Consider the following 13,495-nt stretch of genomic DNA (forward strand, 5'->3'; position numbering starts at 1 on the left):
TTCATCGGCACACTGTTGAGTTCTCAAAGAACACGCACACATCATTCCGTTTCGGACCGAAGTCCAACCCGTTCTGAGGCAACTGTTCCAGCCTACTTCCTTCTGCTCACAGACGCAAGTCTGTGTGACTTCCGGAACCAGGGGCGACTCGAAACCTTACCAGAAGATTCGGAGTCATCATATTCGCAGGCGCCTTCGTCCAACCTCGTTGTCCCGTTCCTTTCGGCCCGGGTCGGTGTCCGTGTCGCTCTGACCTGGAATAAGTTACGCGAACACTTCCGAGAACACCAAATCGCCTGGTCATCGGCAGTTTCTTCCCCCTTCTACCGGCTCCGGATCGAGCCGCGTGGCACGTACGAGACGGTGCTCGTCGCATCCGCTCACGGATCGTCCCCGTTCTCGAGTAACGTTCACCGTTGAGTTGAGCGAGGAAGGGTGCCGTGACGTCGACGGGGAACATGGTGGGGTTGTTCGCCGGTATCGGCGGCCTCGAGCTCGGGCTCGGCCGCCACGGCTGGAATACCGAACTCCTCTGCGAGATCGAACCGGGTGCTCAGGCAGTTCTGCGCCACCGCTTTCCCGAGGTCCCGCTCCATCCGGATGTCACCCGCCTCCGTTCCCTTCCCCGCGGCACCGAACTCGTCGCGGCCGGATTCCCGTGTCAGGACTTGTCCCAGGCCGGACGCACCGCCGGCATCACCGGATCGAAGTCCGGACTGGTCGACGAGGTCTTCCGCCTCGCCAAACGTAAGAACGGCCCGCGCTGGCTCGTCGTGGAGAACGTCCCCTTCATGTTGCAGCTCGGCCGGGGTGCGGCGATGCGTCACATCACCGATGCATTCGAGGAACTCGGATACATGTGGGCCTACCGCGTCGTGGATGCCCGCGCGTTCGGTCTCCCCCAGCGACGCCATCGGGTTCTGATGGTCGCCTCCCGCACGGACGATCCCCGCACGGTGTTGTTCGGCGAGGACGCCGGGATGCCCGACGAAGGCGATCCCGAACTGTTCCCCTGCGGCTTCTACTGGACCGAGGGTGTGCGCGGTCTCGGCTGGGCGGTCAACGCGGTACCGACCCTCAAGGGTGGTTCGACCCTCGGGATCGCGAGCCCACCCGCGGTGCGCCTGCCTTCCGGCGAGATCGTGACTCCCGGACTCACCGATGCGGAGCGACTCCAGGGTTTCGATGCCGACTGGACCGCCCCCGCCACCGAAGCTCCCGGCGTCCGTCCCGGGCATCGGTGGCGTCTCGTCGGCAATGCGGTCAGTGTGCGGATGGCATCGTGGGTCGGACATCGGCTGAACCACCCGATCGAGTACAGCTCCGATCACCAGACTCCCCTACGTCCCGGCGACCCGTGGCCGACCGCCGCGTGGGGCGTTCGCGGCCAGGCGTTCCGGGTGCACGAATCGCAGTGGCCGGTCCAAGCCCCCTACGAGGACCTCGGAGGATTCCTCCTCGACGCACGGTTGCTGTCCGCTCGGGCGACCGCAGGCTTCCTCCGTCGCGCACGCTCCGGCAACCTGCGCTTCCTGCCGGGCTTCCTCGACGATGTCGAGAACCACCTCGAACGCATGGGTGGATTTCCGCAGGTGGCGGCCTAGGACAGCGTGATGGCGTCGTCGGAGCGGCCCTCGACGGATCCGCGTACGAGTGCGCGGATGAGCCGGCAGCGTCGGCGCGATACCGTCCCGGAAGTGGCATTGCGCCGGGAACTGCATCGTCGTGGCCGGCGGTTCTTCGTCGACAAGGCTCCGCTGCCGGGGATGCGGCGACGAGCCGACCTGGTCTTCCCTCGTCATCGGGTCGCCGTGTACGTGGACGGCTGCTTCTGGCACAGCTGTCCGCAGCATGCGACCTTCCCGAAGAACAACGCCGAGTGGTGGGCCGCCAAGCTCGCGGCCAATGTGCAACGCGACCGGGACACCGACGAGCGTCTGCAGACCGCAGGATGGACGGTGGTGCGCGTGTGGGAGCACGAGGACCCCATCACTGCCGCGACGCGCGTGGAGGCCGTTCTGTCGTCACCCCCGGAAACGGACGCAGGGCCGGCGCAGGGGTGACGCCCCTACCCCGGCTCCGGCGTCGTTCCGGTCAGGCCTTCGTGAGCTGGGCGTAGCGAGCGATGTGCTGCTCGGCAGTGCCGAACTCGTACTCGATCGCAGTCAGGCGCTTGAAGTAGTGCCCGACGGCGAGCTCTTCCGTCATTCCCATCCCGCCGTGCAGCTGGACGGCGTTCTGGCCGACGAAACGCGCAGCCCGGCTGATCGTCGCCTTCGCCGCCGAGACCGCCCGAGCCCGGGTGACGTCGTCGCTGTCGAGATGGAGGACGGCCAGATAGGCCGCGGAGACCGCCTGCTCGACCTCCATGTACATGTCGACCATGCGGTGCTGGAGTGCCTGGAAGCTACCGATGGGCTGGCCGAACTGCTGCCGCTGCTTGGCGTACTCGACCGTGTCGGCGAGCACCTTGCGCATGAGACCGACGGCCTCGGCCGCGACGGCGGCCGTCGCTTCGTCGATTCCGCGGGACACGGACGGCCAGGCGCCACCCTCCTCGCCGAGCAGCGAGTCGGCGGGCAGCCGCAAGCCCGTGAAGGCCAGGTCGGCGGCACGTCGATCGTCGATCGTGCGGTAGGAGTGGATCTCCACACCGGCCGGCGGATCGGCAGAGTCGAAGTCCACCAGGAACAGCGAGATACCGTCGGTGTCGGTGCGCTCACCGGAGGTGCGCGCGGTCACGAGCAGATGTGTCGCCAGCGGCGCGCTCGTGACGACGGTCTTCTCACCGTCGATCACCCATGTGTCACCCTCTCGACGCGCCGTGGTGGACACGTCGTGGAGGACGTATCCGGAGATGGGCTCCGTCGCAGCGAAGGCCGTGACGGCTTCACCGGCAGCGATCGCCTCGAGGACCGAACCGGCTCGCTCGACCCCCGCGCGACCGAGCAGTCCGCCTCCGAGGACGACCGTGTCGACGTACGGCTCGATGACGAGTGCGTGCCCGAGCGCTTCCGAAACGACCATCAGCTCGACCGGGCCTCCACCCATCCCGCCCACGTCCTCCGGAAGGGTGGCCCCCAGGATGCCGAGGTCCTCGGCGAATGCGCGCCACACCTCAGGTTGCCACCCTTCGCCGGTGGTCGCGACCTTCCGGCTGTGCGCCAGGTCGTAGCGACCGGCGAGGAACTTGGTGACCGAATCACGAAGGAGCTCCTGCTCCTTGCTCAAACCGAAGTCCATCAGAGCCCCAATGCTGCTTTGGCGAGAATATTTCGCTGGATCTCGTTGCTGCCGGCGTAGATCGACCCGGCACGGTCGTTGAAGTAACGCAGCGGCGCGACGGCCTGCCATTCCTCGCCACTGACGTAACCGTCGGCGGGAGGGACGTAATCGGCCACCGGCCCACCGGGAGCGGTGATGTGCGGCTGATAGACCCGGCCGCGCGGACCCGCCGCCTCGAGGGTCAGCTGAGTGATCGTCTGACTGAGCTCGGTGCCGAGAATCTTGAGCATCGACGACGCCGGGCCGGGATCCTTACCCGCGGACAAGGCTGCCAGAGTGCGGTATTCGAGGATCTCGAGCACTTCGGTCCGGATACGGGCCTCGGCCAGCTTGGCGGAGAACGCCGGATCGTCGGCGAGTGCGCCGCCGGACGGGCCCGGCTGTTCGGCCGCGGCCGCGGCGATCCGCTCGGCCATCACCTGCAGAGCGGGAGCCGCCGCCGCTCCACCACGTTCGAAGACGAGCAGGTACTTCGCGACGGTCCAGCCGTCGTCGATCTTCCCGAGCACGTTCGTCTTCGGAACGCGCACACCGTCGAAGAAGACCTGATTCTGCACCTCCTCGCCGGAAGTCATGACCAGGGGCCGGATTTCGATGCCCGGAGAGGTCATGTCGATGAGCAGGAAGGTGATGCCCTGCTGTTTGCGACCGGTCTTCGACGTCCGCACGAGTGCGAACATCCAATTCGCCTCGGTGGCGTGCGTGGTCCAGATCTTGCTGCCGGTGACGATCAGGTCGTCGCCGTCGTCGACGGCGGCCATGCTGAGCGAGGCCAGATCGGATCCTGCTTCGGGCTCGGAGTATCCCTGGCAGAAGAAGACCTCGCCGGTGAGGATCCGTGGCAGGAAGAAGTCCTTCTGCTCCTCGGTGCCGTACGCGACGATCGCGTGGGCGACCATCCGGATACCCATGGGCGAGAGCGACGGCGCACCGGCGAGGATGGACTCGCGGCTGAAGATGTAGTGCTGGGTCTGCGACCAGTCGCATCCGCCGTATTCGACCGGCCAGGCTGGTGCCGCCCATCCACGCTCATGGAGGATGCGCTGCCACTCCATGCTCGCTTCGTGGTCGGAGTACACGCTCGTCGCGAGTCGTCCGGCCCGCCGCAGCTCGGGCGTCAGCTTCTCCTCGAGGAACGAGCGCACCTCGTCCCGGAAAGCGGCGTCGGCCTCTGACCACGCTAGTTCCATGTCTTCTCCCCGCAGAGCGCGACCGCCACTGCCGGGCCGTCGTGCGAATTGTCGTTAACTTTTCGAGAGTGTTCGAAATCTACTTCCGGTCGAGCGGCCCCGTCAATAGAGGGCTTTCTCCTGCAGTACCGGCCTGATTCCGGACGACCCACTCCTGAGCGGAGGCGGGCAGGAGATGACGTCGGGAGGTCGTTCCGGAAGACGGACCGTTCACTCGACGGGAAGAACCCGCAGAGGGGTGGACCACAGACGGTGACTGCGATCACATGCTCTGGTAGAACGTTGTTCTTGAGAAGGTAAATATCACTCTTCACGCCGCTCGGCGGCGGACATCGAGGTTCGGAGGACACAAGCGTGAGGTTCTGGAGCGGCACAGCGTTCATGAAAACCGCCGAGATGCCGGCCGTCGCCCGCATGCTCGACGAGACGGGATTCCACGGCATGCTCGTCTCGGACCACCTGATCTACCCTCGGGAACTGAAGACCGTCTATCCGGGCCACGAGAGCGGCAAGCCGTTCTGGTCACCGGACACCGAATGGCCGGACGCCTGGGTACTCATCGGCGCGATGGCTGCCGTGACCGAGAAGCTGCACTTCGGCAACAACGTCTACATCGCGCCGTCCCGACCGATCCTCGAGGTCGCCAAGCAGGTCGGCACAGCCGCGGCGATCGCGGGCGGGCGCGTCTCCATCGGCCTGTCCGCCGGGTGGATGCGGGAGGAATTCGAACTCCTCGGCCAGGACTTCGACAATCGCGGTCCGCGTCTGAACGAGATGATCCGCGCGCTGCGCGAACTGTGGAAGGGCGGATGGGTCTCGTTCCAGGGCGAGTACTACGACATCCCGGAGATGACCATCGAGCCCCACCCGCCGGCCACTGTTCCCATCCTGTGCGGCGGCGAATCCACGCCGGCACTCCGACGGGCCGCGCGCTACTGCGACGGCTGGGTCGGCACCGCCTATCCCATCGACGTGGCCGAACAGTGGATCGACCGCATCAACGGCTACCGCCGCGAGTACGGACGCGAGAACGAACCCTTCGAGTTCATCCTCGGACTCCGCGACGAACCGTCCGTGGATCTGTACCGGCGCGCCGAGAAGATCGGGATCACCGGCGTCATGGTGTCACCCTGGGCGAACTGGGAAGCCACCCATTCGGGAGATCACGATCACCTCCTCGGTACCGCCGAGCAGTACCGGGCACCCATCGAGGACTTCGCGGAGAGGATCATCACGAAGCTGGTGTGAACCGTCCCTTACGACGAGAAAACCCCCACCGGCCGAGCCGGTGAGGGTTTTCGTGTGTGCGCCCGAAGGGATTCGAACCCCTAACCTTCTGATCCGTAGTCAGATGCTCTATCCGTTGAGCTACGGGCGCATGTGTATTCACTTGTCATCGGTGAGGTTACACCGACTGGCGGAGGCGAGAGGATTTGAACCTCCGGTCCCCGGTAAGGGGGACAACTCATTAGCAGTGAGTCCCATTCGGCCGCTCTGGCACGCCTCCTCGGGGATTCGATGCTCTCGAACCGCCGGATCGAAACATTACACATGCCTCGCAGGGAAACGCAAAACGGCTGGTCAGAGGCTTGCGGGTGGGCGGCCTTCATCAGCCTCCCGGCAGTCGGCCGGTCGCCGGGCGCAGAGAGAGGCGCATAATCACCACGTGACTCCACGGATCCGCCCCGACCTCGAATCGATCCCCGCATACGTTCCCGGCCGCTCGTTCCCGGGCGCGGTGAAGCTCGCCAGCAACGAGACGACGATGGGTCCGCTCCCCAGCGTCCGAGAGGTGATCGCGGAGGCCACCGCCGGCCTCAACCGCTATCCCGACAACGGCGCGACCGACCTCGTCGCAACGCTCGCGGATCGGCTGGGCGTGCCGGCCGAGCGGATCGCCGTAGGTTGCGGGTCCGTCGGCCTGTGCCAGGAACTCGTACAGATCACCTGCGACGCGGGCGACGAGGTGATATTCCCGTGGCGCTCGTTCGAGGCGTATCCCATCATCACGGCCGTGGCCGGCGCGACAGCGGTGCGTGTTCCCAACACCGCGGAGCACGGCCACGACCTGAAGTCCATGCTCGCCGCGATCACCGATCGCACGCGGCTGATCTTCGTGTGCAATCCCAACAATCCCACCGGGTCGTTGCTGGGCAAGGCGGAGCTCGAGCAGTTCCTCGATGCGGTACCCGAACACATCGTCGTCGCGCTGGACGAGGCGTATTTCGAGTACGTCCGGCCCGAACCCGGCGAGGATCTGCCCGACGGCCTCGAACTGGCCGAGGGCCGGCGCAACGTCGTCGTGCTCCGTACGTTCTCCAAGGCCTACGGCCTCGCGGGTCTGCGTGTGGGATACGCGGTGGCCGATCCGTCCGTGGTGGTCGCTCTGAGCAAGGTCCACACCCCCTTCTCGGTCAACGCTCTCGCCCAGCGGGCGGCCGTCGCCTCGCTCGAGGCCGCGAACGAACTGCTCGCACGCACCGAGGGTGTCGTCGCCGAAAGGGAGCGGGTCCGCAGTGCGCTTCTCGATGCGGGTTACGACGTTCCGGCGAGTGCGTCGAACTTCCTCTGGTTACCGCTGGGCGAACGATCGACCGCCTTCGCGGATGCCGCAGCCGAGGCGGGTATGGTCCTGCGCAATTTCACCGGAGAAGGAACCCGCGTGACGATCGGCGACCCGCACGAGAACGACCTGTTCCTCGCCTTCGCCACCGGACAGGGACGGGCGCTCGCCGGCATCGTCTGAGCCCGTGAAGAGACCCAACCGTTATGGTCGGGTATCGGCCGCGTGACCGGACCCTGACAGACTCGGACGATCGGATCTGACCGAGTCGGAGGACTGCATGGGGGCTGGCAAGGTACGCCGTGCCCTGTCGGTCTGTGCAGTCGCCGGCGCTCTCGTCGCTGCGGGGGGTACGGCGCCGGCACACGCGACCGGTCCGAACACCATCCCGCTCCGGGTGATCGCCTTCGGGGATCTCCACGGCAACCTGCTGCCACCCCAGGGACTGCACGGTGAAGTCGTGCGGTCGGACGGTGTGTCGGTTCCCGCAGGCGGCGCCGCCTATCTCGCCGCCTACGTCCGGCAACTCCGGGAGCAGGCCGACCACTCCGTGCTCTATGCGGTGGGCGACACGTGGGGCTCGTCTCCGCTCGAGTCGGGACTGTTCCACGACGAACCGACCATCGCGTTGCTCGACGAACTCGACCTCACCGCAGCGGCCCTGGGAAATCACGAACTGGACCGCGGCTACGCCGAATTCACACGGTTGCGGGACGGAGGATGCCACCCTCTGGAAGGCTGCCGATACGCTCCGGCCTTCGAGGGCGCGAACTTCCCGATCCTCGGCGCCAACCTCACCACCGCCGAGGGAGCACCCGCGGCCCTCCCCTACAGCATCGACTACGTCGACGGCGTCCCCGTCGGTGTCATCGGGGTCCTGCCGAGCAACACCCCGGACATCATCCGGCCCGACGCGATCACCGGCCTGCAGTTCGAGGACGAGATATCCGCGGTCGATCGCACCGCCGGCATACTCGAATCCCTCGGAGTCCGGTCGATCGTCGTGCTCTACAAAGGCGACATCGGCACCACCGACGGTGACGATCCGTGTCCGAGCGGAGATCGGGGGCCCGCTGCGATCGCCACATCCGTCTCTCCCCTCGTGGATCTCATCGTCACCTCCGACGGTGATCGGCATTTCAACTGCACCTACGCCGATCCGGCCGGCCGTCCCCGCACGGTCGTGCAGGGCGCATCACACGGGCGCATCCTGTCCGTCGCCGATCTCGTCATCGACCGTCAGAGCCGAGACGTGGTGCGGGACAGGACCGTCGTGTTCACCCAGGTCGTCACACACGACATCGATCCGGACCCCACCACCCTGGAGTTCGTCGAGCGTGCGGTGGCCGCGTCCGCGGAAGTCGCGAACCGCCCCGTCGCCCGCATCCGTGCGGACGTCACGCGCCGGACGACGACGAGCGGCGAGTCACCCCTGGGCAATCTCGTCGCAGACGCGCAACTCGCTGCCGCGCGTCATCTGGGGGCGCAGATCGCACTGACCAATACCGGCGGTCTCCGCAGCGATCTCCTCACCGGGGACGGCACCGTCTCGTATCGGGAGACCTATGCTGTGCAGCCCTTCGCCAACATGCTGCACGTGCTCGACCTCACCGGCGCCCAACTCGACGCACTGCTCGAGCAGCAGTTCCAGAAAGCGCCCGTCGGCCCGGACACCGAGCGCATCCTGGCACCCTCGCACAACCTGCGGTACACCCTCGACCGCCTCGCCGTACGCGGAGAACGTGTCCGGGCGATCACGATCGACGGTGAACCGGTGCAGGACGAGCGCATGTACAAGGTGGTGGTGAACACCTTCCTCGCCCAGGGCGGAGACGGCTTCGGCGTGTTCACGGAAGCCCACGGACGGACGGGCGCGGGCAAGGAACTGGATGCCCTCAACACCTATCTGGCGACCCGCTCGCAGGTGGAACCGCCGACTGTGGACCGCATCCGTCTGCACTGACATCCGTCTGTGCTGACGGGTGCGGTCAGCGCAGCCCCAGTGCGTCGGCGAGCGTCGGCCAGGCGGCCTTGATGTCGTCCTGCCAGTAACCCCACGAGTGCGTTCCCCACGGGCGGTAGACGACCTGCGCGGGTATCCCCAGCTCGCGGAGACGACGATCGTAGGTGATGGTGCACACGAAGGTGCCGATCTCGAGCGGGGCACCCACGGTGAGCACGTCCTGCTCGGTGCCGATGTCGTGCGGGCCGAGCAACCCGTTGCCGGTGCTGAGGAAGATCTTCTTCCCCCTCAAGCGCTCGGCGAGCAGATAGGAGTCGTGCTCCTCCCACGCCGCGTCCTCCGGCGGGCCCCACATGTTGTCGGGGTTGCCACCCTTGTACGCGATCGTTCCCCGCACCGAATCCCGTGAGGAATCCTGGGAGGTGTCGTAGCAACCGCTCAGCGCCGCCACTCCCTCGTAGAGGTCGGGGTTGCGAGTGATCAGCGACATCGCCCCCGTCGCCCCCATCGACAGGCCCGCGACCGCGTTGACACCGTTGCCCCCGAAACGGGCGTCGATCAGCGGAGGCAGTTCCTCGGTCAGGAAGGTCTCCCACTTGTTGACCCCGAGGACGGGATCCGAATCGTTCCAGTCGGTGTAGTAACTCGCCGTACCTCCCACCGGAAGCACGACGTTGGTGTTCTTGTCGGCGAAGAACTCCTCGATGTCGGTGCGCTGCGTCCACGTGCTCTCGCGGAATTCGGACTCCTCACCGGCACTGACTCCGTCGAGCAGATACAGGGTGGGGCGCGAACCCTCCTGGGCGGGATGCAGCACCTGAACCTGGACCAGCCGGTCCATCGCGGGCGAGTGGACGAACAGCCTCGTCTGCGTGTCGTTCACGCGCTCGGCGCGGTCGATCGTCGCCGCCGCCGGCGCTGCATGAGCGAACGTCGCACCGCCCATCGGCAGCATCAACGCCAGCGCGACCGTCGCCGCAAGCTTCTTCACCATGAACTCCCGTTCCCCCCGACGACCTGGAGTGATCTCACCGTCACTCCCGGCGCCGGTCAAGCAAACCTGGACGGGACCCTAATACCCATCTTTCGATTCGTGACGCATCGGTGCGGAAGCGCCCTTGCCCTCGCCGTGTGGGCGAGAGCGACGGGGAGCTCCGGGATCAGCGGAGATGGTGCACCTCCTGCAATCCGTAGACCGGGGTCGGGATCCCCTCGTAGCGCGCCTTCAACTGCAACGCCAGGTACAGCGAGTAGTGCCGCGACTGGTGCAGATTGCCGCCGTGGAACCACAGACCGTCCTGACGGGTGGGCTTCCACATGTTGCGCTGTTCCCCCTCCCAGGGGCCCGGATCCTTGGTGGTGTCGGAACCCAATCCCCAGCACTTACCGACCTTGTCCGCGACCTCCTGGGAGATCAGGTCGGCGACCCAGCCGTTCATCGACCCGTAGCCGGTCGCGTAGACGACGAGATCGGCGGCGAGTTCGGTACCGTCCTCGAGGACGACGGAGGTCTCGGTGAGCTCGCGGACGTTGCCGTGGGCCAGCGCGATGTCGCCGTTCGCGACGAGCTCCGAGGCACCGACATCGATGTAGTAGCCGGACGCCCGGCGCAGGTACTTCATGAACAGCCCGGAGCCGTCGTCACCCCAGTCGTGCAGGAAACCGGCCTTGTCGAGACGGTCGTAGAAGTCGGCGTCCCGCTCGCGGATCCTGTCGTAGATGGGGATCTGGAATTCGTGCATGATCCGGTACGGCAGGGACGCGAAGGTCAGGTCCGCCTTCTGTGTCGTGACGCCCGCGGCGAGGGCTCGTTCGGAGTACAGGTCGCCGAGGCCGAGTTCCATGAGCGAGTCGGACCGGACGATGTGCGTCGAGGACCGCTGCACCATGGTGACGTCCGCACCGACCTCCCACAATGCGCCGCAGATGTCGTGTGCGCTGTTGTTCGCGCCGATCACGACGACCTTCCTGCCGGCATAGGCGTCCGGGCCGGGATGCGCACTGGAATGGTGCTGCTCGCCTTGGAAGCGGTGCGCACCGGGGAATTCCGGGATGTTCGGCTTACCCGACATGCCGGTCGCGATCACCAGCTGGTGCGGACGCAGAACCACCGGCTCGCCGTCGCGCAGCACGTGGACGGTCCATTCCCCCGTCGCCTCGTCGTAGCTCGCCGAGGTGCACTCCGACTTCGACCAGTACGGGACCTCCATGACCTTCGTGTACATCTCGAGCCAGTCCGCGATCTTGTCCTTGGGCGCGAAGACCGGCCAGTTGTCGGGGAAGGGCAGGTACGGCAGATGGTCGTACCAGACAGGATCGTGGAGGCACAGCGACTTGTAGCGCCCCCGCCACTGGTCGCCGGGACAATCGTGCTTGTCGAGCACGAGCGCCGGAACCCCGAGCTGCCGCATCCGCGCGCCGAGCGCGATCCCACCCTGACCGCCACCGATGATCACGACGTACGGCTGACGCGTGTACCCGAGTTCGCGTTCCTCGATCTCGCGCTGCTCCGACCACGTGACGCGGTGCTTGTTCGCCCCGTGCTCCGTGCCGCGGGGACGCCGCTGCCCCGTGCCCTCTTCGTGGCCCTTCAGTTCCTGCATCGTCGTCAGCAACGTGAAGGCACGGTCCTCCCCGCTGTCGTCGTCGCGCTTCAACCGCAGATGGCCCACCCCTCGGCCCACCGCGGTCTCGAACGCGATCCAGGCACCGACCACTCCGTCCTCTTCGGAGGCAGGCTCGGTGGCGCGGAAGCCGCTGGGGTCGGTGTCGGCAAGTCGCGCGTGCAGCATGTCCGCCACGCCCTCGCGTCCTTCGACGGTCTTGATGTTCCAGGTGAAGGCGACGAGGTCGCGCCAGAAGGAGTCGGCACCGAACAGGCCGGCCACCGCGTCGACGTCCCGGCGCGTGAGGGCGGTGCCGAAAGCCTCCAACCAGGCGTCGACGCGCTGATCGGGAGTCGCAGATCCGGTGTTCGCGGGCTGTTCGAGCATGTCGGTCATGGTCGGTCCTTTCCCGTTATCGTGTGATCCAGGACACTCCACCGACCCGGGGGCGGGCAAGCGTTGCGTCACGTTGCACGAACACCGAGTTGTGGCGCAGCACACATCCGCGACCTATGCTCCGAGAACGACGAGGAAGAGGGGACAGTGACCACGTTCAGCGCGATCGCGCCCGGCACCGACCTGTCGCGCTACGCGCGCGAGTTGATGCGGATGCACGATGCGGTGATCGGCGGAACCCGATCGGCGATGCGGCCGCGGGCGCTGGTGTCACGTTCGTGGCAGCGCGTCCTCGACGCGGGTCTCGATCCCACCGGCAGCAACGAGCGCAGTCGCCTCCCCGCTTCGGAGATCGAGCAGCGACGCCGGGCCTCCGCCCTGTCCGCGGTGATCGGCGACCTCGAGCAGGTGATCGCACCCGTCGCCGACGCTTCCCACCTGCTCCTGGTGGTGACGGATGCCGACGGCGTGATCCTCTGGCGCAGCGGATCGGCCCGGATCCGCTCGCACGCGGACACGCTCGGTTTCCAGGAGGGCGCCGTGTGGACCGAGTCGACCGTCGGCACCAACGCCGTCGGCACCGCCCTCGCGGAGGCCGCACCCGTCCAGTTGTTCTCGGGCGAGCACTTCGAGACGACCCAGCATCCCTGGTACTGCACCGCAGCGCCGATCCACGATCCGATCCGCGGCGACCTGCTGGGCATCGTCGACGTCAGCGGTCCCGCACTGACCCTGCACCCCGCCGTCATCGCCCTCGTCGGCACCGCCGTCCGGCTGGCCGAATCCCAATTGTGGCGACGGCACGAGGTGCGCCTCGAACGACTCCGCGCCGAGGCCGCCCCTCTCCTCTCGTCGGCTCGGGGACCGGTACTGCTCGTCGACGACGACGGCTGGGTCGCGCACGCCTCCGGAATCGCCGCCGAGCGTGTCGCGGTTCCGAGACGATCCCTCCCTCTGACCGTGCCGGGAATGGGATTGTGCGTACCCGAACGCCTTTCGCACGGCTGGTTGTTACGCGGACCCGCATCGACCTCGACATTGCGGATGATCCTGCACGTGTCCTCGTCACCGACCGTCGAAGTGTGCGGCGACGAGGACACGTGGCGGACCGTCGTCACCGCGCGTCAGGCCGAGATCCTGCTGTTGCTGCACGACCGCGGCCACGAGGGTACGACCGTCGCGGGGCTCAGCCGGGCCCTCTACGGGGACGACGATCACGCCGTCTCGGTCCGCGCCGAGGTGTCGCGCCTGCGACGCGCGATCGGGGACGTGATCGAGAGCAGGCCCTACCGCCTCGCCGCCACCGTCGACCTGTCGTTGGAACTCGGCCCGGCAGAACGGCTCGGCGACTGCGAGTTCGTCCGCCGGTCGGGTGCGCCGGGAGTGCGGGCACTCGGCTCGTCGCGCTGACGGCGACGCCACCGGCGTATGTTTCCTCCCCTCCGGGACCGGGAACGCACAAGTGCACCGAGTCGTCGAATCCGATGGAGAC

The 13,495-nt window shown here is 66.8% G+C and carries 10 protein-coding genes and 2 tRNA genes; 6 read left to right on the forward strand and 6 right to left on the reverse strand.

All coding sequences use genetic code 11. The features are described from left to right. Positions 1-458 precede the first annotated feature (458 nt). Complete coding sequence (locus MOM01_RS00005; protein ID WP_241384005.1) at positions 459-1,604, forward strand: DNA cytosine methyltransferase; 1,146 nt, start codon at positions 459-461, stop codon at positions 1,602-1,604. A 9-nt stretch (positions 1,605-1,613) separates the two neighbouring features. After that, positions 1,614-2,063, forward strand: a complete 450-nt coding sequence (locus MOM01_RS00010; protein ID WP_277609068.1) for a very short patch repair endonuclease — start codon at positions 1,614-1,616, stop codon at positions 2,061-2,063. Between the two features lie 31 nt (positions 2,064-2,094). On the opposite strand, the gene MOM01_RS00015 is transcribed toward MOM01_RS00010, so the two are convergent. Together MOM01_RS00015 and MOM01_RS00020 are read right to left on the reverse strand one after the other, a co-directional pair. Then, complete coding sequence (locus MOM01_RS00015; protein WP_241383352.1) at positions 2,095-3,243, reverse strand: acyl-CoA dehydrogenase family protein; 1,149 nt, start codon at positions 3,241-3,243, stop codon at positions 2,095-2,097. Continuing rightward, complete coding sequence (locus tag MOM01_RS00020) at positions 3,243-4,475, reverse strand: acyl-CoA dehydrogenase family protein (RefSeq protein WP_241383353.1); 1,233 nt, start codon at positions 4,473-4,475, stop codon at positions 3,243-3,245. Before MOM01_RS00020 ends, MOM01_RS00015 begins: the two co-directional genes overlap by 1 nt. A 354-nt stretch (positions 4,476-4,829) precedes the next feature. Here MOM01_RS00020 and MOM01_RS00025 point away from each other — a divergent pair, with 354 nt between their 5' ends. Continuing rightward, complete coding sequence (locus tag MOM01_RS00025) at positions 4,830-5,723, forward strand: TIGR03619 family F420-dependent LLM class oxidoreductase (protein ID WP_241383354.1); 894 nt, start codon at positions 4,830-4,832, stop codon at positions 5,721-5,723. 57 nt (positions 5,724-5,780) lie between these two features. On the opposite strand, the gene MOM01_RS00030 is transcribed toward MOM01_RS00025, so the two are convergent. Together MOM01_RS00030 and MOM01_RS00035 are read right to left on the reverse strand one after the other, a co-directional pair. Beyond that, positions 5,781-5,853 (reverse strand) — tRNA-Arg (locus MOM01_RS00030). A 37-nt stretch (positions 5,854-5,890) separates the two neighbouring features. Beyond that, positions 5,891-5,982 (reverse strand) — tRNA-Ser (locus MOM01_RS00035). A gap of 159 nt (positions 5,983-6,141) precedes the next feature. Between MOM01_RS00035 and hisC the strand changes: the two genes are divergently transcribed. Continuing rightward, entirely contained in the window at positions 6,142-7,221 is a 1,080-nt protein-coding gene (gene hisC / locus MOM01_RS00040; RefSeq protein WP_241383355.1) for a histidinol-phosphate transaminase, read from the forward strand. A gap of 97 nt (positions 7,222-7,318) precedes the next feature. After that, positions 7,319-9,001 (forward strand): bifunctional metallophosphatase/5'-nucleotidase, encoded by a 1,683-nt coding sequence (locus MOM01_RS00045; protein ID WP_241383356.1) that lies wholly within the window; start codon positions 7,319-7,321, stop codon positions 8,999-9,001. A gap of 25 nt (positions 9,002-9,026) precedes the next feature. Here MOM01_RS00045 and MOM01_RS00050 read toward each other — a convergent pair whose 3' ends face one another. Both MOM01_RS00050 and MOM01_RS00055 read right to left on the reverse strand, forming a co-directional pair. Beyond that, positions 9,027-9,995 carry an alpha/beta hydrolase gene (locus tag MOM01_RS00050; protein ID WP_241383357.1) on the reverse strand — a complete coding sequence of 323 codons (969 nt, stop codon included), beginning with the start codon at positions 9,993-9,995 and terminating at the stop codon, positions 9,027-9,029. Positions 9,996-10,161: 166 nt separating this feature from the next. After that, positions 10,162-12,003 (reverse strand): NAD(P)/FAD-dependent oxidoreductase, encoded by a 1,842-nt coding sequence (locus MOM01_RS00055; protein ID WP_241383358.1) that lies wholly within the window; start codon positions 12,001-12,003, stop codon positions 10,162-10,164. Positions 12,004-12,150: 147 nt separating this feature from the next. Between MOM01_RS00055 and MOM01_RS00060 the strand changes: the two genes are divergently transcribed. After that, positions 12,151-13,413, forward strand: a complete 1,263-nt coding sequence (locus MOM01_RS00060; RefSeq protein ID WP_241383359.1) for a GAF domain-containing protein — start codon at positions 12,151-12,153, stop codon at positions 13,411-13,413. Positions 13,414-13,495: the final 82 nt, after the last annotated feature.

The sequence above is a fragment of the Rhodococcus sp. CH91 genome (assembly GCF_022554085.1).
GTDB lineage: Bacteria > Actinomycetota > Actinomycetes > Mycobacteriales > Mycobacteriaceae > Rhodococcus.

Bases quoted from the DNA above. Each gene is read 5' to 3' on its own strand.
- MOM01_RS00005 (WP_241384005.1), top strand. From the start codon at position 459: ATGGTGGGGTTGTTCGCCGGTATCGGCGGCCTCGAGCTCGGGCTCGGC.
- MOM01_RS00010 (WP_277609068.1), top strand. From the start codon at position 1,614: ATGGCGTCGTCGGAGCGGCCCTCGACGGATCCGCGTACGAGTGCGCGG.
- MOM01_RS00015 (WP_241383352.1), bottom strand. From the start codon at position 3,243: ATGGACTTCGGTTTGAGCAAGGAGCAGGAGCTCCTTCGTGATTCGGTC.
- MOM01_RS00020 (WP_241383353.1), bottom strand. From the start codon at position 4,475: ATGGAACTAGCGTGGTCAGAGGCCGACGCCGCTTTCCGGGACGAGGTG.
- MOM01_RS00045 (WP_241383356.1), top strand. From the start codon at position 7,319: ATGGGGGCTGGCAAGGTACGCCGTGCCCTGTCGGTCTGTGCAGTCGCC.
- MOM01_RS00050 (WP_241383357.1), bottom strand. From the start codon at position 9,995: ATGGTGAAGAAGCTTGCGGCGACGGTCGCGCTGGCGTTGATGCTGCCG.
- MOM01_RS00055 (WP_241383358.1), bottom strand. From the start codon at position 12,003: ATGACCGACATGCTCGAACAGCCCGCGAACACCGGATCTGCGACTCCC.